An 18,009-nucleotide genomic window follows, 5' to 3' on the forward strand; every position below is an offset into this window, starting at 1 on the left:
CGGGTCCGGTCCCCTCAGGAACTGCTGACGCCCCACCGCTGCTCCACCTTCGCGAGCCGCCAGTAGGCGATCGCCGCCGCCCACACCACCACGAACAGGCCGACGATGACGTAGCCGACGTTGTCGAGGTCGATGTCGGCGATCCAGGTGGTGAGGGCGTCGGTGAGGTCGAGCTTGTCGTGCAGGACACCGACGAGCTCGATCGTCCCGATGAAGAAGGCGACCGCGATCGACAGTCCGGTGATGGCGAGGTTGTAGAAGACCTTGCGGACGGGGTTGGAGAAGGCCCACTGGTAGGCGAAGTTCATGAACGTGCCGTCGAGGGTGTCGAACAGGCTCATTCCGGCGGCGAAGAGGAGGGGGAGGCAGAGGATCGCGTACCAGGGGAGACCGGCGGCCGCACCCGACCCGGCCATCACCATCAACGTCACCTCGGTCGCCGTGTCGAAGCCCAGCCCGAAGAGGAAGCCCAGCGGAAACATCTGCCCCGGCCGGGTGATGGACTTGGTGAGCCGCCCGAGGATCCGGTTCATGAAGCCCCTGGAATCCAGGTGCTGTTCCAGCTCCTTCTCGTCGTACGACCCCGCCCGCATCGACCGGAAGACCTTCAGGATGCCGACCAGGGCGACCAGGTTGAGGGCGGCGATGAGATAGAGGAAGGTCCCTGAGATCGTCGTACCGAGAAAGCCCAGGACCTGGTGGGTGCCGGACCCCTCGTTCATGACCTTGCCGGCGAGCTGGGTGCCGCCCGCGATGAGCGCGGCGAGCACGACCACCACGCTGGAGTGCCCGAGCGCGAACCAGAACCCCACCGACACCGGCCGCTTGCCGTCGGCCATCAGCTTGCGGGTGGTGTTGTCGATCGCGGCGATGTGGTCCGCGTCGAAGGCGTGCCGCATGCCGAGGGTGTAGGCGGTGATGCCGAGGCCGATGCCGAAGGCCTTGTCGCCGACCTCGTAGTGCCCCGGGACGACCAGCAGGAACAGGATGCCGAAGGCGAGGACGTGCAGGGCGGCTATCGCGGCCATCAGACCGGCCGTCCTGACGGTGTCCTCGCGCCGCCAGCGGAACGAGGCGGAGGGCTGGGCGGCGTCGGGCAGGGCAGGGTCGGTCATACGGTGGTCACTCCAGCACCTCGTGGATGAACGCGTGAGCTGCCGTGGCCGGTCTCCTGGCTTACGGGTCGTGCGTTTCCCTGCCCGCCTTCCCGGCCTGATGACGACGGCCAGTGGCTGTCCCGCGGGGGACGTGGGAGGGAAACTCCCCGATCACAGTGGCGAGGGCCGCACCGGCATGGACCTTTGAGGGGTCGTCACCGGTTTCCCGAGCACCACGGCCCGCCCACCGTAGGCGGGGGCGGGGGCTCCTGCATAGCTGCACACCTGCGCAGGTATGGAAGATCACACAAGGCCGCCTGCGAGGATGTGCCCCATGCACCTCGTCCCGGCCGACCGAGCCGACCGCCGCACCATCGACGGACACCGGGTGTGCGACGCCATCGCCGCGATCGGCGACCCGGGACACGTCCGCACCTGGTCCGACCGCTTCGCCCTCCTCGCCGACCCGAACCGCCTCGCCCTGCTCCTGGCCCTGCACCGCACCGGCCCCTTGGCGGTCTCGGACCTCGCGATCGCGACGGGGATGAACGACCCGGCCGTATCTCAGGCACTGCGGCTGCTGCGGGCGGCGGGGGTGGTCGCGGGGGAGAAAGAGGGGCGCGTGGTGCGGTACCGGGTGGTGGACGAGGCGGTGCGGGGGTTGTTGGGGCAGGTGTCCTGAGAGGCTGGGCCGGTCAGGACAGGGCGGTTCGGTACGCGGGTGACGGATCGGTCGGTTCGGGATGCTCGACGGGGTAGCGCGCCCCGTGGATCCGGCTCATCGCCCAGTGCCATGCCTCTGCCGCCATAGCGCCGCATCACCCAGGCGTAGGCGCGGCGCTTGGACTGGAGGAGGTGGAGGTACTCGGCTTCGGTCCAGGTCATGGTGCGGGTGGATCAGCTTCGGCGGCTGTCCAGGGACCGTATGAAAGTGGTCCAGGTGTGGGGGACGACGCGGAGTATCGGCCCGTGGGGGGTCTTGGAGTCGCGGACGGCGACGGTGATGGGGATGTTGCGGGCGACTTCGACACACTCGCCGTTCCCACTGCTGTGGCTGGACTTGGCGAACTCGAAGTGCGGCACGGTTCACAGCTCCTTGCGGATGCGTTCGATCAGCTCGACGGAGTCGTGAAGAACGAGTCCGTTCCTGGCGATCCGCTCGAACTTGGTGTTGTGCCGGACCGCGTCCGCCTCGCTCTCCAGCCACAGCGTAGACGAGGTCGTGTCCATGTAGACCACGTCCATCGCACCAGGTTCGGCGAAGGAGACGACGCTGAAGGCGCTGGTCATGCCGGGGTGGGAGCCGGCGAGAAACGGAACCACCTGCACCTTGACGTTGGGAAGCCCGGACGCCTCGACCAGGTGTGTCAGCTGGGCACGCATGACCTCACGTCCGCCGACCAGTTGACGTAGTGCCCCCTCTCCGACAACGGCCCACAGGTCGAGCGGACTGCCGTCCGCCAGCCGCGCCTGCCGTGCGATCTTCGCTTCCACGAAGCGCTCGATCTCGCCCGGCTCGTCCCAGTCGGCATTGCCGATGGCCAGCGCCCTGGCATAGTCCGGCGTCTGCAGCAGACCCGGGACGAAGGCCCCTTGCCAGGTCCGGACGCCGGTCGCAATGTCCTCCAGGGCCACGTACTCCACCAGGGAACGCAGCTCGGGGTACTGGTTCCACCACCCCTTGGCCTTGCGACGCTCCCGGTCGGTCCTGGCGAGGCTCAACAACCGCTCCAGGGCCTTCGGGTCGGTCACGCCGTACAACTCGCACAGGATCTTGATGTCAGGATCGCGGAACGGCACCCACCCGCGCTCCATCTTGGCCACTTTGGCGGCCGTAGCCGACAGCGCCTCCGCAGCCTGCGGCTGGGTCAGGCCTGCCCGGTCCCGGAGCCTCAGCAGTTCACCGCCCAACTTGCGTGCGAGGACGGTGGATACGCGGCTGCCGCGTGTGAACTGGCCTGTGGACACTTCGTGTCACCTCCTGATCGTGGCCAGTGTGTGGTTCACCGTGGTCACAACACAAGTGAAACTGGAGACATATTTCCCCGAGACTGCTTGTGCACACCGTGAGCGGGCCACTACCGTCAGTGCTCGATCGCTCGCTCAGTGCAGAGAGTTGGCGGAAGTGCACCGTGCCGCCCGCACGGCGGAGCCACCGCAACTCCCCCCACCCCGGAGGACCCCGTGACCGACACCTGCCCTCCCGGCCCGCCCAAGCCCTACGCCCGCCACGACGAGGTCAGCTACACCCCCTACCCCCGCAGCATCACCCTCGCCCGCAGACGCGTCGCCGGGCTCGCCGCCGACTGGGGCCATCCCGACCTCGCCGGCGACGCGGCGCTGCTGGCAAGCGAGTTGTGCACGAACGCGTTGCTCCACGGCTGCCTACGAAACCGCCTCTTCCGTGTCGAGACGTCCCTCTCGGACACGGCACTCCGCGTCGTGGTGACCGACCCGAGGGGGGAACGCCTGCCCAACGCCCACCCGGCCTCGCCGGACGACCAGTTCGGCCGGGGCCTGCTCATCGTGCGCGTATTGGCCGGTCGTTGGGCGGTGGAGAGGCTCACGGTGGGCAAGACCGTATGGGCGGAACTGGACATCCCAAGGAAGCGCGACGGGCAACTGTCCGGAGGCGGTGAGAGCCACGGCTCGGCCTCGACGCTCTCTCCACAGGTGGTCGCGCCAGTAACGAACGACAACGGCATCGGGCCCCACGGCCACTGACGGCAGGGTGCGCCCGCGCACTACAACTCGCCGCGGTTCACGCCTTCGCAGTGACGAGAGAGCGCGTCACGGTGCCTAGCGCCCTGAGCACTGCGCATCAGACGAGGGAGAAGGCATGGCGAAGTGTGGCGCACGAACGAAGACAGGCGGGCGGTGTCAAAGGAAGGTCGTGTCCGGCACCTCCCGCTGCCCAGTCCATCAAGGCTCGTGGTCGGCGTACGGAGTGGCGCAGCGCAAGGAGAAGGAGGCCAAAGAGAAGAAGCGCACGATACGTAAGAAGCGCTAGCCGGACTGCTTGGGCCCACAGGTCAGTGATCGAACTGCTGAAGCGGTGCTTCTAGAGCACCGTCGCCTCCACCAGCTGTGGTCGCTGGCCGAGGCGTCCAACGACCTGAGCGAACTTGCCGCGCCGCTTGAGGACCCGGCCGTGCCAGACCCGTGCCAGACCCGTGCCAGATCGGGCGGGGAACCACGGGGAACAGCCGGGACCAGGGCGGCTGATCCAGTTCGCCTCGCATGGTGTCCGCCACACGTTGCTGTCCCGATGGCGGGGGCGCAGTCTGGAGATGAAGACGTCCCTTGCCATGAGGTAACACCCATGAACCGCGTCGCTCATGTGGGAGCAGTGTCACTGCTGCTGACCGCAGTGATCGGCGTGAGCGGCTGTGGAGGCACCGACTCGACGCCGACGCAGAACCCCACCACAGTGACCAAGACCGTCGCTGAGACGCCGACACCCGGGCGCGCGCGGGAGCTCACCCCGCGCACCACGGCCACCGCCGTCAGGGCGACCGCCAGGCCCAACGCGGTCTGGGGAGTGAAGGGTTCGCCGAAGATCAACGCGCCCCAGACGGCGGTGACGGGCGCCATGAGGAACATGAGGGTGTTGACCTCGGTGACTCCGGAGCGCTGGAGGACGAGCCAGTACAGGCCGTAGCCGCCGAAGGTGGACAGGGCCACGAGCCAGATCATCGCCAGCCAGAAGGACCCGGTGGCGGGCGGGGTCGCGGTGCCGGTCGTGAGGGCGGCGGTCGTGAAGACGACGGCGCTGGTGGCGCAGTGGACGGTCATCGACACGGCCGGGGCCACCGGGGTGCGCGAACGCCGGTCGAGGAAGGTGGCCGCGACCAGGGAGAGCATCCCGGCGAACGGGACGAGGTAGGTCCACCAGGCCACACCGGTGGTCGACGCCGCGTCGGCCGTGGTGACCAGGGCGACCCCGCCGAGGCCCAGGCACAGGCCGAGCCACTGCCGGGCCGGGACGTACTGGCGCAGCAGCGGGCCGGCGAGCGCTCCCGCGACCAGGGGCTGGGTGCCGTCGATCAGGGCCGTCGTACCGCTGGAGACGCCGAGTTGGATGGCGTGGTAGACGGTGAGCAGGTAGCCGCTCTGGGAGAGCAGCCCGATCAGGGCCTGCCGGCCGGCGGCGCGGGGCGTCAGGGCGCGCCACGAGGCCCGGCCCCGGTATGCGGCGAACACCGCGAGGACGGCCGCCAGCGGCAGGAACCGCCACATCAGGAGCGTCGTCGCGCCGGCGTCCTGCGTGCCCAGCTTGGCGCCGACGAATCCGGAGCTCCAGCACACGACGAAGGCCGCGGAGAGCAGGACGTTCATGAGGGTCACCACCCGTGACTATACCGATCTGTATATTCCGTCCCTGGCCGCCCACTATACAGATCGGTATAGTCGGGAGGGTGGGAGACGGAGACGGCACACCTCAGGTACGGCGGATCGACATGACCCCGGCCGCGCGGCGCGCCCTCGCGTCGGCGTCCCGGCTGTTCTACGAGCGCGGCATCCACGCGGTCGGCGTGGACCTGATCGCCGCCGAGGCAGGGGTGACGAAGAAGACGCTCTACGACCGGTTCGGCTCCAAGGAGCAGATCGTCGTGGAGTACCTCGCCGACCGGGACGAGCGTTGGCGGGCGTATGTCGGGGAACGGCTGGAGACGGCGGGGCCCAGGGCCGTCGACCGGGTCCGCGCGGTCTTCGCGGCCTCCCGGGACTGGATGGACGAGCACAGCCCCAAGGGGTGCGGCATGGTCAACGCGCACGCCGAGATCAGCGACCCCTCCCACCCGGCGTACGCCGTCATCACCGGCCAGAAGCGGTGGATGCTCCGGCTCTTCACCGACCTGGCTCCCGCACAGGCCCGCACGCTCATGCTCCTGCACGAGGGCGCACTGGTCGCCCACGGACTGCGCGTCTTCGCCGACCCGATCGGGGTCGCCTGCGAGGAAGCCGTGGTGCTCGTGGAGGGCGTGGAGGCCGTGGGCGGGCACGGGTCGTAGTCGCGGCGCGGCACAGCTGCGGCCCGCGGCCCGGCACACCCGTAACCCGTACGGCCCGGACCGCTGGTGACCTCGGTGAACCCGGTGATCACTTGAAGCATGACCCCGCCCCGCGTCGCCCGCGCCGCCGCCTCCGCCCTCGCCCTCTCCGGGCTCCTCGCCGCCACGGCCTGTTCCGCGCTCTCCACGCCGCCCACCGCTCCCAAGGCGCCGATCACGCCGCCCAGCAGCGCGCCGCCCCGGTCTCCGAAGGCGTCTCCCGCCGCGTCCTCGGTCCTCACCGAGGCCATGGCACGGGCCGCGCTCGTCACCGAGACGGACCTGGGTGAGCCCTGGACGCCGGCCCAGGGGGTGGCCACCTGGCACGACGGGGTGCTGAAGGCGAAGGCCGACCGGCGGGCGTGTCAGCGGCTGCTCGACGCGCTGTACGCGGACGAGGTGTTCGGGGCCGACGCCCAGGCCCGTGCGGTCGTCGGGATGGACGACGTGTGGAACGAGGCGCAGATGCGGTACCAGGTGCTCGCGCGTCCGCCTGCGGAGATCGGCAGGACCCTGGACTGGCTCAAGAGCCTTCCGCGCACGTGCGGGCGGTTCGCGGCCACCACGGCAACCGGGGCCGTCCTGGGGGTGCAGGTCGCCGCGATGCCGTTGCCGGAGGCGGGGGACGCCCGGCAGGGGCTGCGGGTGCTGCTGACCGGGCAGTCGCCGGACGGCGCACCGACGACGCTCACGCTGGAGGTCGCGGCGCTGCGCGTGGGGCAGGACGCGATCAGTGTGACGAACGGCGGCTTCGGCGACGTGCAGACGGACGCCACGCGGACGGCCGTACAGCTGGGCGCGGAGCGGCTGACGGAGGTGCGCAGGCAGGGGCGGGTGCAGGTGTGAGCGGTCAGTCCCCGTCGAACCGCTTGCGGTGCCAGACCACGTCGTGCGCGACCTCGAGCGCGGTCCGGCCGTGTGCGAAGGCGTGTGCGCGCAGCCGGGCCAGCGCCTCGTCCGAGTCGACGCCGAGCTGCACCATGATCATGCCGACGGCCTGGTACACCTCGTCGTGCGCGGAGGCCAGGCCGTTGAGCCAGGGGTCCTCGCCGTCGGGGCCGTTCTCCTCGCCCCGGGGCAGGGCCATCAGGGCCACCCGTCATGACACTGGCCACGAGCTCGGCGACGCGCAGCTCACGCCGGGTGAGTGCGCCGGGGGCCTCGCGACAGAGGTCGAGGGTGCCCACGCACACGGTGTCGTTGCCGAGCGGCATCGAGTACACCGCCCGTATCCCGGCGGCGGTGGCCTCCTCGGCGAACACCGGCCAGCGGCCCGCGTCCCGGCCGGACGTCAGGTCGGTGGCGAACACGGCGGCACCGGTCGCCGCGGCGGCCGCACAGGGGCCGTCCCCCAACGTGGCCTGGATGTCCGACAGTTGAGCGGCCCGGTCACTGCTGGCACTGAGCTGCACGGGCATCCCGTCGGTCCACAACGACACACTCGCCCCGGCCACCGGCAACAACTCGACGGCGGCCACACACAGCTTGCCCGGAATCTCGGCGGGGCCGGAGCCGCGCACGCCTGCGGCGATGACCTCGGAGACCCGCGCATGATCGCGGGTCGGTGGGGGGTCGGTGCGGTGGGTGGGGGCGGGTTCGTGGTCCTGGCAGGTCCCGAGCTCCCGTCCGGCCGTGCGATCGCGTCCGACCTCGCGCTCCCGCCCGACCCCGTACTCCCGGCCGCCGCCGCGATCACGTCCCGTCTCACGTTCACGCTCGATGCCGCCCTCACGCCCGCCCCGGCGGCCCCGTTCCCGTCCGTGCTGTCGTTCGTGCGCGCCTCGTGGGAGGGCGGACGAGTCGGCATCGACGTCGGGTTCGTCGGACGCCCCGGAGAACGGACCGGGCTCCTCGCCGTACGCGTCCCTGGGCCGCACGGTCACCGCCTCCTTCGGTCGACGCGGAGCTGTCCGTCACCGGCCCCCGAGCAGACTCACCGGAAGCGGGGGGCGCCGCTCGTGGCGTTCCCGCCCAGGGGCACCGCCCGGCTACCCCTCGTCCCCTGGGCGAAACGCCCAGGACCGGGGCTCGCGCCCACCCCTCGGCCGCCGGCCTCAGCCGTGCCGTGCTCTTCGTCCCTGTTCCGCGACGCCGACCCGGGCGCCTCCTCCCGAGCGGACCGGGGACCTTCCAGGAGGGCCGCCCTGAACCGTCACAGCGGGGGCTGTGCGGGTGCGGGGCCGAGCGTGGTGGTGCCGGGGGCCGTACGGTGTCCGAGGCCCGTCCGGTACGCGTCCAGCGCCGCCTCGACCCGTCCCGTACGGCGGAGCAGATCACCCAGCAGCCGGCACAGGTCGGCCAGGTCACCGGCGGCTCCGGCCCGTTCCAGGAGGCTCAGGGCGCGGACGTAGTGCTCCTCGGCGGCCTCGGTGTCCCGGGCGTCCTCGGCGATGATCCCGAGGAGGCGGTGGGCGGCGGCGGAGTGCAGGGCGCCGCGCTCGGAGCTGAGGTCGCTGAGCACGTCGTGGAGAAGGGCCGCGGCCTCGTCGGACTTGCCGCGCCGGTGCAGCACGTCGGCGAGTTCGACGGCGGCCTGGCTGGAGTAGAGGGCGGCCCGCTTGGCGGAGAGCATGGCGAGGGCCTGCCGCAACTCGGCCTCGGCGCGCTCCAGTTCGCCGTTCTGGGCGTAGACGTATCCGCGCATCCAGTGGCAGTTGGCGAGTTCGGTGCGGAGCTGGAGCTGCCGGTACAGTTCGGCGGCCTTGGCGAGGGAGGCGTCGGCCTCGGCGAGGCGGCCCTCGGCGAGCAGGGTGCGGGCGACGGAGCGGTGCATGCGGGCGACGAGGGCGGGGTCGCCGGACTGCGGGGCGAGCGCGAGGGCGAGTTCGGCGGCCTGGGCGGCGCGCGCGTGGGCGCCCATGTCCATGTAGGGGCCGATGACGCTCGCGTAGAGGAGGAGCAGGGCGTCGGGGTCGTGGAGGCCACCGCGGTTGAGCTCGTCGATGGTGGATTCCAACAGGTAGACGGAGTAGCGCAGTTCACCGGTGAGGTAGTGGGCGAGGGCTCGTCCGCGCAGGGCGGGAACGCGGGCGGGCAGCGGTACGTCCTCGCCGAGCGCCTTCTCCGCGCGCTCGAAGTACTCGCGTGCGGCGCCGAGTTCGCCCGTCTCCACCGCGCACTCCCCGAGCCCGAGCAGGGCGGCGGCCCTCGCCTCGGCGAGGTCGAGCCCGTCGGCCTCGGTGAGCAGCCGGGCGTACTGCGCGGCGGACTCCTCGGCCTCCCCGGTGGCCAGGGTGCGCTGGGCCTCGGTGAGGCGCAGCCGCAGATCGGTGACGAGCCGGGCCGGACGGCCGGTGGCCAGTTCCTCGAAGCCGACGCCGAGACGGTCGGCGAGGTGCCGGAGCGCGTCGTCGGAGGGCCGCACCCGCCCGGACTCCAGGGTGGAGATGTAGGCCGGTGTGTAGGCCGGTTCGGCCAGCTGTTTCTGGGTCAGCCCGCGTTCGACCCGCAGCTGCTGCACCCGTCGCCCGATGATGCCCGGGTCGTCCCGCTCCGACATGGCCAACTCCCCAAGCCCCTCTTGCCGTTCGGCTCGCGCAGCCCCTAGGTTAAACGGCGTATTAACCCTGCTTAATACGCCGTCACCGTCCTGGGTACTCACCGCCACCGCTGCGAGGTCGCCGTGCTCGAACGCACCAGCACCACCGCACGCTACGCCAGGGGATTCGCCGCCGCGGTCGTGGCCGTGGCCACGCTGGTCCTGGCGGCGAACGCGGGCCCCGCGAAGGCGTCCGAGCCGCGCCCCGCCGAACAGGCCGCGCAGGCCCGGCATCCGGCCGGGCCCACCGCGGACTGAGCGCCCGGCTCAGGCACCGGACCGACGGCCGAGGAGCTTCGTCCGGGGAGCGGCTCTCAGAGCTGGAACTCCGCGGGCGCGAGACCGAGGGCCCCGCAGGCCTCTCTCAGCACCGCCTGCTCCGCCTGGGAGAAGTGGCCGTCGGCACCGGCGATGACGATGCCGGTCTGGATCACGGCGCGCGCCTCGGTGGGCTTCTTGGCGGCCTTGGCGATCTCCTGGAGCGCCTCGGCCTTGCCCTGCGGGAAGTTGCGGGTCAGCTGGTCCACATGCTTGTGGAAGCGCTGGCGCAGCTGCTCCGGCGGGAAGTTCTGCAACACCTCGTTGCCGAGGATCAACGACTCCATCTGCTGCGTCTCGGCCGCGTCCACCTGGCCGTCCGCGGCCGCGACCAGGGCGCACATCGCCATGCTGGCGTCCCGGTAGGCGCCGCTCTTCAACTCGGTCTTGAGGGAGCCGAGCTGGGTCTTCAGCACGCCGACGAGCTGGGACCGCGAACCGCCGCGGGAGCCGCCCTGTCCGTGCCCACCGGTCGTCGTGCCGCGCCCGCCCTGCGCCTGCTGCTGCAGGTTCTTGGCCTGGTCCTTGAGCCGGTCGAACAGTGCCATGACGTCACCTCGGTACTCGTCTGAGTGATCTCACCCGGTCAACGGACAGGTCCGGGTAAAGGTTCCACCAAGTGCCGTCGGCAGATCCCCCGGGACTCCGCGCCGGGGGTGTACGTCCGTCGCTCCACTCCCCGGGGTGGTCGGCGGGCCGCCGAGCGACTGCGGGGCCGGGACGACCCAGAGCCGGAGGCCCCCGTGCCGCCCCCGCCGACGCCCACTCCCCTGGCGTCCGCGGCCCCTCCCTCTCACGGCCCGCGCCCCCTGGACACGACCCCCTGCGGGCGACGCCCCCGGCGCCTACGCTGCCCGCATGACGTCTTCCGCCGCCCGTACCGCGCTGGACCTCACCGCCTCGCTCCCGGTCCCCGACCTGGAGGACTTCTACCGGGACCTGCACCGCCACCCCGAGCTTTCCTTCCAGGAGCACCGCACGGCGGCCCGGCTCGTCGAGCGGCTGAAGGCGGCCGGGTTCGAGACCGCCGAGGGCATCGGCCGCACCGGTGTCGTGGGCCTCCTGCGCAACGGCGACGGGCCGACCGTCCTGCTGCGCGCCGACATGGACGCGCTGCCCGTCGAGGAGCGGACCGGACTGCCGTACGCCTCGACGACGCCCGGGGTGATGCACGCCTGCGGGCACGACCTGCATGTGACCTGGCTGGCGGGGGCGGCGAAGGCGCTCGCGGACGGGCGGGACGCCTGGTCCGGGACGCTGCTCCTGGTGGGCCAGCCCGCCGAGGAGGCCGGCGGCGGGGCGGCCGCGATGGTCGCCGACGGGCTCTACGACCGTGTCCCGCGCCCGGATGTCCTGCTCGGCCAGCACGCCGTGCCGGGCCTGGCGGGCCTGTACGCGCACGTGCCGGGCCTGATCATGTCGGCGACGACGGACGTGGAGATCGTGGTGCACGGCCGGGGCGGCCACGGCTCGCGCCCCGAGACGACGGTCGACCCGGTCGTCACGGCCGCCTACGTCGTCACGCGGCTCCAGACGATCGTCAGCCGGGAGATCAGGCCGCGCGAGTCGGCCGTGCTGACCGTCGGGCGGATCGAGGCGGGCACGGCCCCGAACATCATCCCCTCCACCGCCCGTATCTCCCTCAATCTGCGCACCCAGTCCGAGGCGGTCCGGGACCGGATGCTCGCTTCGATCCGCCGTATCGCGGAGGGCGAGTGCCATGCGGCGGGCTGTCCGCGCGAGCCCGAGGTGATCCTGGGCGGTTCGTTCCCGGCCACGGTCAACGACCCGGAGACCGACGACCGGATCGCCGCCGTGCACCGCGAGGTGTTCGGCACCGACACCGTCTTCGACTCCGGCCCGGCGATGGGCAGCGAGGACTTCTCGAAGCTCGCGCTCGGCGAACTCCCGTACTCCTACTGGTTCGTGACCTGCACGCCGGCCGCCACCTGGGACGCGGCGCCGGGCGCGGACCTGATGGAGAAGTTCGACGCCGTCCCCAGCAACCACAGCCCGGACTTCGCCCCGGACCTGTCGGCGGTGGCGCCGGGCGTGCGGACGCTGGTGTCGGGGGCGCTGGCCTGTCTCGTCTAGAACGGTGTCGCCTGCAGCTCCCGCAGCTGCTTCTGTACGTTCTCCAGGGCGCCCGGGCGACGGCCGGGAACGCGGGCGCGCAACTGCGCGAGCAGGGCGCCGAGTTCCTGGGCCCGGGCCTTGTCGCGGACCTGCCCCCACTGGTGGTGGGCGCGGTCCACGGCCTTCTCCACGCCCGGCGAGTCCGGGGCCTGTCCGGCGGCCAGCCGGGTCTCGGCCACCGTCAGCCAGATCCGGCAGCTGCGCGCCGAGTCCCTGGCGAACATCGCGAGATCCGCCCGGACCTCGGACCAGTGCAGGGCCTGCTCGGAGGCGGGGCCGTGGGCCCGGGTGGCGGCCTGCTCGTGCGCCAGGGCGAGCTCGTCGGCCTCCTGGTGGCGGCCGGCCTGGACGGCGGCGGTGACCTGGACGTGGGGGTCCTGGGGCGGGGGAGGACTGACGGTTGCCGGGTGCGAGGCAGGCCGGTACGACGGTCTGGCGGCGAAGCCCCCGGGTGCGGCCACCGGCATCGGCGGCACGGTCAGCACCAGGTCCCCGTACACCTCGGGACGGTGGGGTTCCTGCGGCTGAGGAGGAGCGGCGGCCGCCTGCGGGGCCCGGTCGGCGCCCACCGGCCCGCCCGGCGCCTGGGCACGCGGCCCCTCGGGCCGGTACGAAGGTCCCCCGGGCGCGGCCACCGGCACCGGCATCGGCGGCACCGTCAGCACCAGGTCCCCGTACGCCTCGGGGCCCAGCCTGGTGAACGCCTGCTGGTGCAACTGCTCGACGGGCGGACGCCACCCGCTGCGCAGAATCGTCGCGATCGTCTTCATGTACGCCGGCACGGCCACCGTACGCCGGGACGGCGGGGGCGCGATCCGCCCGAACACCGCGTTGTTGCGGCCGGAGTCGAGGGTGTGCGTCCGCAGCCAGCCCCAGGTGTCGGCGTCGGCGTGCAGGTCTACCAAGAGGGTCGTCGAGCCCGGGGAACGCAGCCGGAACTCCTCACGAATCCACTGCCAGGGCAGCGCGGTGTAGCGCACGGTGGCCGGTGTGGTGCGGGCCAGCGCGAGGTGAGGCAGGTGCTGGCGGCGGTCCAGGGCGAGCTGGCCGGTGACGAACACGGTGAGCGGGCCCGGCGTGGCCGCCACGGCGCGCAGCCGGGTCAGGACGGCCTGCGGTTCCAGGGGGTCGGCGAGCTCGACGACGTTGGCGGTGTCGGTGCCGGAGAGCACGGCCGGCGGCACGGCCGCGAGGACGGGAAGCACGGACGCCGCGTCCACCAGACGGCTCTTGCCCACCGGTGAGGCGGCGAGCAGCAGCACGGTTCCGGGCATCGGTCCCTCCCCATCCCCCTCGATCACTTACGGCAGCACGGTATCCGCTGCGGCTGCGAAGGGGAGGTTCTCAGGACGGCAGACGTCCCTTTCCTGCCCGCTCGTCGGCTCTGCGCACCGCGAAGACGGTGGTGTCGTCGAGCAGTCGTCCGCGGCAGTGCCCGAGGGTGCCGTCGCGGACGAGGGCCACCAGGCGGCGGGGTTCGACGGCGCGCGGGTCGGCGGCGAGGGCGCGGGCCACCTCGTCGGCGAGGGCGTAGAACTGCCCGGCGGGGTCGCGGGCCTCGGTGACGCCGTCGCTGGTCAGCAGGACGGTCTCGCCCGGGCCGAGGGGCACGCGGTGGACGGGCGGCGGGCCGTCGGCGGACAGGGGGATCGCGGTGATCGCGACCAGCAGCAGGAGGGGCGGCACCCAGGCGACACCGCGGCCGCGGACGCGGAGCACCTGCGCCCGGCCGACACCGCTCATGGAGTCAGCGAAACACGGGGCGCTTGCCGCCGCCATCCGACTTGCCAGCGCCCCTTCGCAGGTGTGCTCTGGTAGTCGGGGGCGTATCGGGGTGGACAGAGAGGAGTGCTCTCATGGCTCATGCGGCACCCGCGGGCGGGTTCGCCCGGACACCCGATGTCTTCGGCGCCAAGATGCACACGGCCGCCAGGTACGGCATCCCGGTCGTGCTCGGCCTCGTCTACGGCTACTGGGCGGCCGCGAACCGCCGCGGCGGCGGGCCGATCACCGGCTGGAACGTGCTGTTCGGCTGTGTCACGGCGATCGCGTTCATCGTGCTGTGCCTCGCCGTGGCGACGTTCGCCCCGCTGCTGAAGCGGGAACTCCACTCGGCCGTGAAGTCCGGCTTCGCCGGGGCGGCCGTCGGGTTCCTGTACAGCCAGACGGGCGAGAGCGTGCTGCGCTCGACGGCCCTGGGTCTCGCGGTCGCGGCGGGCGTCTTCCTGGTGTTCTTCTACCGCTACTACACGCACGAGGACGCCGAGGGGAACCGGATCCGCTAGCGGACGCGCGTGGGCCCCGGCCGGTGAGACGACCGGGGCCCACGGCTTCCCTCATCCCACGCTCCGGCTCCAGGTCCCCGAAAAGCTCCGGGAGACGGAGCCGGAGGCTGCCCACGAGTCGGAACCGGAGTTCCAGCTCGGGTCGTTCCGGTCGGCGTTGTCCCAACCGCCGTTCCTCCACTGCGGGCGCGGGTCCGCGCAGGTCGGCACGGACCGCCGGCCGGTGTCCACGAACGCGGCGCTCACCCAGCCCCGGGCACCGGTGAACCAGTACCAGTACGGGTTGCCGTTGACGCTCTGTCCGCGGACCATGCACGCGATCCGGTCCCGACTGCCCGGCGCGAGCCGGTCGACGGCGGCGGAGTGCGTGGTGGGCGCCGCCCGCACGTCGATCGCGGTGCGCGAGACGATGGTGCCCCGGATCGGACCGCCGCCACGGCCCTCGGCATACGTGGGCGGGGCCGCCGCGGCGAAGGTGCCGCCCGCCGTGACGGCGAGGGTCGCGCCGGTGAACAGTGCCACGGCCAGGGTCCGCAGGGCCGGAGTGGTGCGCATGGTCGGCCTCCTTCTCCCTACCACCATGAGACACCCGTTCGGGTGAACTCTCCACCGGAGGGCGGAATCTGCGGCTCCACCGCTCGCGCGGCCGCCCGCGACCGTTTTGCCTGGAAGGGTGACCTCCCGTGTCCGCGACGCCCTGTCGGCCGTCCTGATCGCCCTGGCCTGTCTGCTCGTGCCCTTCGGCGCGTTGGCGGCCTGGGCGGCGTACGGCCTCGCCGACACGGGCCGGTACGTCACGACCATGGCACCGCTCGCCGCGGACCCCGCCGTGCGGGACGGCGTCGCGGACGCGGTGGCGGACGAAGTCGGCGAACCGGTACGGCCCTTGGTCCGCTCCCTCACCCGCACCCGGGACTTCGGCACCGCGTGGGACGCGGGCAACAGGGCGGTCCACCAAGCCGTGTTGCGGGCGCTGCGGGAGGGCGGCCACCACGAGGTGACCGTCGACATCGCCCCGATCGCCGCCCGGGTGGAGCACCGGGTCCCCCTGCCCCGCACCGAGGTCGCCGTGCTCCCGGCCTCCGCACTCGACCGTCTCCGGAAGGGGTACGACGTGCTCGAAGTCGCCGGTTTCTGGCTGCCCGTCACGGCCGCCGTCCTCGCCGCCGCCGGCATCGCGGTCGCCGCCTGCCGCCGCCGCGCCGTCACCGCGACCGCCCTCGGCACGGCGCTCGGCGGCGCCCTGCTGGGCCTCGCCGTCGCCGTCGGCCGCAGTCTCACCCTGACCGACCTGCCCGACCGGGTGCGCCGCCCGGCCGCGGGCGCCGTCTACGACGCCCTGACGGGCACCTTGCGCACGGTCTCCTGGCTGCTGGTGGCCGTCGGCCTGGCGGTGGCCCTGACCTGCTGGCTCACCGGTCGGTACGGCTTGCTGCGAGCCCGGCGAGCGTCCGCAGGGCCCGTTCCAGATCCGGCACAGCAGCCGACGCGAGCCCGAGCCTGACCGCGTCCGGGGTGCGGTGCGGGTCGACGGCGAAGGAGGGCCCGGGCGAGAGCGCGATGCCGAGCGCCGCGGCGGCGGCCGTGAAGGTGTCCGCCCGCCAGGGGACCGGAAGCTCCCACCAGGCGTAATAGGCGCGCGGATCGGACCGTACGGCGAACCCGTCCAGGCACTCGGCCAGCACCCGCTGCCTGCGCTCGGCATCCGCCCGCTTCGCCTCGACCAGCCGCGCCACGGTGCCGTCCGCCGTCCACCGCACCCCCGCCTCCAGCGCGAACCGCCCCGCACTCCACCCACCGGAACGGACCGCGTCCGCCACCGCGTCCACCCGCTTCTCGGGTACGACGAGAAAGCCGACGGTGAGCCCGGGCGCCACCCGCTTGGACAGACCGTCGACGACATGGGTGAGGGCGGGAGCGTGCACCGCGAAGGGGTCGTCGGCCTCCGCGAGGAACGACCAGATCCGGTCCTCCACGACGGGGATCTCCAAGTCGCTCACGACGGCGGCGAGTTGGCGCCTACGCCCGGCGCTCATGGTGACGGACGTCGGATTGTGCAGGGTCGGCTGCACGTAGAGGGCCGCCAGGGGAGCCGTGCGGTGGGCGGCGGCCACCGACTCGGGACGCAGGCCGTCCTGGTCCGTGGCCAGCGGCACCAGCGTGATGCCGAGCCGGGCCGCGATCTCCTTGACCACGGGATACGTCAGCTCCTCGACGCCGACCCGGCCGCCCGGCCGTACCAGGGAGGCGAGGGCGGCGGCGACGGACTGGCGGGCGTTGCCCGTGAAGAGGATCCGGGACGGGTCGGGGCGCCAGCCGGGGGTGGTGAGGAGGGCGGCGGCGGCCTCGCGGGCGGCCGGGGTGCCGGTGACGGCGGCCGGGCGGAGCGCCTCGGTCAGCACGTCGGGGCGCAGCAGGGGTGCGAGGGCGTCGGCGAGCAGCTCGGACTGGCCCTGCGCGGAGGGGTAGTTGAGCTCCAGGTTGACGGGTGCCCCCACGTCCTCGATGAGTCCCCGAGCGGGCCACCCCGGCCCGGTGGCCTTCACGAAGGTGCCGCGTCCGACCTCGCCGACGACCAGTCCCCGCCGTACGAGTTCGCCGTAGGCCCGCTCCGCCGTCGACGCGGCGATTCCGTGCCGGCGCGCGAACTTCCGCTGCGGGGGCAGACGTTCGCCCGGGCGGAGCCGGCCGGTGGTGATGTCGGCGGCTATGCGGTCGGCGATGCGCCGGTAGTCGTGCACGAAGACCCCCTGTGATTGCGGCTGTCCCGCGATTGCACTGAGGGCAAAGATTTTATTGCACCGAGAAGTTCGGCCGACCTAGGGTCGACGGCATGACGGCGATCCCCCTGGTCCTGGTCCACGGCCATCCCTTCGACCACACGATGTGGCGCCCGCAGATCGAGGCGTTCTCCGCCTCCCGCCGCGTGATCGCCCCGGACCTGCGCGGCTACGGCACCTCGGGACCGGCCGCCGAGGTCGACCGCTTCGAGCGGTTCGCGCAGGACATCGAGGCACTGCTGGACGAACTCGACGTGCGGGCCTGCGTGGTGGCGGGCCTGTCCATGGGCGGCCAGATCGCCATGGACTGCTACCGGCGCTTCCCCGGGCGGCTCCGGGGCCTGGTCCTCGCCGACACCTTCCCGGCGGCGGAGACCCCCGAGGGCGTCCGGGTCCGGCACGCCATGGCGGACCGGCTGGAGCGCGAGGGGATGCGCGGGTACGCCGACGAGGTGCTGGAGAAGATGGTCGCGCCGTACGCCTCCCCCGAGGTCAAGGCGCACGTCCACGGCATGATGACGGCCACCCGCCCCGCGTCCGCGGCGGCCGCCCTGCGCGCCCGCGCCGCCCGCCCCGACTACCGCGACCTGCTCACCCGGGTCGCGGTCCCGTCGCTGGTACTGGTGGGCGCCGACGACACCTACACACCGGTCGCCGACGCCGAGTCCCTGCACGCGGCGCTCCCGCAGTCGCGGCTGCATGTCTTCGAGGGGGCGGCGCACCTGCCGAACCTGGAACGGGCGGGGGAGTTCAACGCCGTGCTCGGGGAGTTCCTGGCGAAGGTCGACGCCCGCTCGTAGG

Annotated in this window: 21 protein-coding genes, 1 pseudogene and 1 riboswitch; of the genes and pseudogenes, 10 read left to right on the forward strand and 12 right to left on the reverse strand. The window is 72.5% G+C overall.

What is annotated here, in order from left to right; translation table 11 throughout:
• Positions 1 to 14: 14 nt before the first annotated feature.
• On the reverse strand, positions 15 to 1,115 hold the full coding sequence (locus RKD20_RS21575) for a HoxN/HupN/NixA family nickel/cobalt transporter (RefSeq protein ID WP_424879164.1): 1,101 nt from the start codon (positions 1,113 to 1,115) through the stop codon (positions 15 to 17).
• A 29-nt stretch (positions 1,116 to 1,144) separates the two neighbouring features.
• Positions 1,145 to 1,350, reverse strand: a riboswitch (cobalamin riboswitch).
• 81 nt (positions 1,351 to 1,431) lie between these two features.
• Between RKD20_RS21575 and RKD20_RS21580 the strand changes: the two genes are divergently transcribed.
• A complete protein-coding gene (locus RKD20_RS21580; RefSeq protein ID WP_424879165.1) occupies positions 1,432 to 1,779 on the forward strand; it encodes an ArsR/SmtB family transcription factor in 348 nt (115 codons plus the stop codon).
• 215 nt (positions 1,780 to 1,994) lie between these two features.
• Here RKD20_RS21580 and RKD20_RS21585 read toward each other — a convergent pair whose 3' ends face one another.
• Together RKD20_RS21585 and RKD20_RS21590 are read right to left on the reverse strand one after the other, a co-directional pair.
• Positions 1,995 to 2,180, reverse strand: a complete 186-nt coding sequence (locus RKD20_RS21585) for a DUF397 domain-containing protein (protein WP_424879166.1) — start codon at positions 2,178 to 2,180, stop codon at positions 1,995 to 1,997.
• 3 nt (positions 2,181 to 2,183) lie between these two features.
• On the reverse strand, positions 2,184 to 3,065 hold the full coding sequence (locus RKD20_RS21590) for a helix-turn-helix domain-containing protein (protein WP_424879167.1): 882 nt from the start codon (positions 3,063 to 3,065) through the stop codon (positions 2,184 to 2,186).
• A gap of 216 nt (positions 3,066 to 3,281) precedes the next feature.
• Between RKD20_RS21590 and RKD20_RS21595 the strand changes: the two genes are divergently transcribed.
• Together RKD20_RS21595 and RKD20_RS21600 are read left to right on the forward strand one after the other, a co-directional pair.
• Positions 3,282 to 3,821 (forward strand): ATP-binding protein, encoded by a 540-nt coding sequence (locus RKD20_RS21595; protein ID WP_424879168.1) that lies wholly within the window; start codon positions 3,282 to 3,284, stop codon positions 3,819 to 3,821.
• Positions 3,822 to 3,936: 115 nt separating this feature from the next.
• Positions 3,937 to 4,107 (forward strand): HGGxSTG domain-containing protein, encoded by a 171-nt coding sequence (locus RKD20_RS21600; RefSeq protein WP_424879169.1) that lies wholly within the window; start codon positions 3,937 to 3,939, stop codon positions 4,105 to 4,107.
• Between the two features lie 326 nt (positions 4,108 to 4,433).
• Here RKD20_RS21600 and RKD20_RS21605 read toward each other — a convergent pair whose 3' ends face one another.
• Entirely contained in the window at positions 4,434 to 5,435 is a 1,002-nt protein-coding gene (locus RKD20_RS21605) for a DMT family transporter (protein WP_424883282.1), read from the reverse strand.
• Between the two features lie 122 nt (positions 5,436 to 5,557).
• On the opposite strand from RKD20_RS21605, the gene RKD20_RS21610 reads away from it, so the two are divergent.
• Together RKD20_RS21610 and RKD20_RS21615 are read left to right on the forward strand one after the other, a co-directional pair.
• Positions 5,558 to 6,112 (forward strand): TetR/AcrR family transcriptional regulator, encoded by a 555-nt coding sequence (locus tag RKD20_RS21610; RefSeq protein WP_424883283.1) that lies wholly within the window; start codon positions 5,558 to 5,560, stop codon positions 6,110 to 6,112.
• A gap of 99 nt (positions 6,113 to 6,211) precedes the next feature.
• Positions 6,212 to 6,997 (forward strand): hypothetical protein, encoded by a 786-nt coding sequence (locus tag RKD20_RS21615; protein ID WP_424879170.1) that lies wholly within the window; start codon positions 6,212 to 6,214, stop codon positions 6,995 to 6,997.
• A 4-nt stretch (positions 6,998 to 7,001) separates the two neighbouring features.
• On the opposite strand, the gene RKD20_RS21620 is transcribed toward RKD20_RS21615, so the two are convergent.
• The 3 genes and pseudogenes from RKD20_RS21620 to RKD20_RS21630 form a co-directional block, all read right to left on the reverse strand.
• The gene (locus RKD20_RS21620; RefSeq protein WP_424879171.1) at positions 7,002 to 7,238 is read right to left on the reverse strand and encodes an ANTAR domain-containing protein; all 237 of its coding nucleotides are present in this window, start codon (positions 7,236 to 7,238) and stop codon (positions 7,002 to 7,004) included.
• A 76-nt stretch (positions 7,239 to 7,314) separates the two neighbouring features.
• A pseudogene (locus RKD20_RS21625) lies at positions 7,315 to 8,034 on the reverse strand (GAF domain-containing protein); the annotation flags it as partial.
• Between the two features lie 269 nt (positions 8,035 to 8,303).
• On the reverse strand, positions 8,304 to 9,650 hold the full coding sequence (locus tag RKD20_RS21630) for a tetratricopeptide repeat protein (RefSeq protein WP_424879172.1): 1,347 nt from the start codon (positions 9,648 to 9,650) through the stop codon (positions 8,304 to 8,306).
• 123 nt (positions 9,651 to 9,773) lie between these two features.
• On the opposite strand from RKD20_RS21630, the gene RKD20_RS21635 reads away from it, so the two are divergent.
• Positions 9,774 to 9,947, forward strand: a complete 174-nt coding sequence (locus RKD20_RS21635) for a hypothetical protein (RefSeq protein ID WP_020119389.1) — start codon at positions 9,774 to 9,776, stop codon at positions 9,945 to 9,947.
• 56 nt (positions 9,948 to 10,003) lie between these two features.
• Here RKD20_RS21635 and RKD20_RS21640 read toward each other — a convergent pair whose 3' ends face one another.
• On the reverse strand, positions 10,004 to 10,555 hold the full coding sequence (locus RKD20_RS21640; protein WP_424879173.1) for a tellurite resistance TerB family protein: 552 nt from the start codon (positions 10,553 to 10,555) through the stop codon (positions 10,004 to 10,006).
• Positions 10,556 to 10,865: 310 nt separating this feature from the next.
• Here RKD20_RS21640 and RKD20_RS21645 point away from each other — a divergent pair, with 310 nt between their 5' ends.
• Positions 10,866 to 12,101, forward strand: a complete 1,236-nt coding sequence (locus RKD20_RS21645) for an amidohydrolase (protein ID WP_424879174.1) — start codon at positions 10,866 to 10,868, stop codon at positions 12,099 to 12,101.
• Here RKD20_RS21645 and RKD20_RS21650 read toward each other — a convergent pair.
• Both RKD20_RS21650 and RKD20_RS21655 read right to left on the reverse strand, forming a co-directional pair.
• Positions 12,098 to 13,417 (reverse strand): hypothetical protein, encoded by a 1,320-nt coding sequence (locus tag RKD20_RS21650; RefSeq protein WP_424879175.1) that lies wholly within the window; start codon positions 13,415 to 13,417, stop codon positions 12,098 to 12,100. The two genes, RKD20_RS21645 and RKD20_RS21650, sit on opposite strands and share 4 nt — an antisense overlap.
• Positions 13,418 to 13,487: 70 nt before the next feature.
• Positions 13,488 to 13,886, reverse strand: a complete 399-nt coding sequence (locus tag RKD20_RS21655; protein WP_424879176.1) for a SpoIIE family protein phosphatase — start codon at positions 13,884 to 13,886, stop codon at positions 13,488 to 13,490.
• A gap of 113 nt (positions 13,887 to 13,999) precedes the next feature.
• Here RKD20_RS21655 and RKD20_RS21660 point away from each other — a divergent pair, with 113 nt between their 5' ends.
• Positions 14,000 to 14,428: a hypothetical protein gene (locus RKD20_RS21660; protein ID WP_424879177.1), complete on the forward strand. Its 429-nt coding sequence runs from the start codon at positions 14,000 to 14,002 to the stop codon at positions 14,426 to 14,428.
• A gap of 51 nt (positions 14,429 to 14,479) precedes the next feature.
• Here RKD20_RS21660 and RKD20_RS21665 read toward each other — a convergent pair whose 3' ends face one another.
• Positions 14,480 to 14,983 carry an SH3 domain-containing protein gene (locus RKD20_RS21665; RefSeq protein ID WP_424879178.1) on the reverse strand — a complete coding sequence of 168 codons (504 nt, stop codon included), beginning with the start codon at positions 14,981 to 14,983 and terminating at the stop codon, positions 14,480 to 14,482.
• 118 nt (positions 14,984 to 15,101) lie between these two features.
• Here RKD20_RS21665 and RKD20_RS21670 point away from each other — a divergent pair, with 118 nt between their 5' ends.
• Entirely contained in the window at positions 15,102 to 15,932 is an 831-nt protein-coding gene (locus RKD20_RS21670) for a hypothetical protein (protein ID WP_424879179.1), read from the forward strand.
• Here the strand turns inward: RKD20_RS21670 and RKD20_RS21675 are convergent.
• Positions 15,841 to 17,169 carry a PLP-dependent aminotransferase family protein gene (locus tag RKD20_RS21675; protein WP_424879180.1) on the reverse strand — a complete coding sequence of 443 codons (1,329 nt, stop codon included), beginning with the start codon at positions 17,167 to 17,169 and terminating at the stop codon, positions 15,841 to 15,843. The two genes, RKD20_RS21670 and RKD20_RS21675, sit on opposite strands and share 92 nt — an antisense overlap.
• Positions 17,170 to 17,261: 92 nt before the next feature.
• Here RKD20_RS21675 and RKD20_RS21680 point away from each other — a divergent pair, with 92 nt between their 5' ends.
• Positions 17,262 to 18,008 (forward strand): alpha/beta fold hydrolase, encoded by a 747-nt coding sequence (locus RKD20_RS21680; RefSeq protein WP_424879181.1) that lies wholly within the window; start codon positions 17,262 to 17,264, stop codon positions 18,006 to 18,008.
• The last annotated feature ends 1 nt before the right edge of the window (position 18,009 follow it).

Origin of the sequence: Streptomyces sp. SLBN-8D4 (genome assembly GCF_049739545.1) — a bacterium.
Lineage (GTDB): Bacteria > Actinomycetota > Actinomycetes > Streptomycetales > Streptomycetaceae > Streptomyces > Streptomyces canus_C.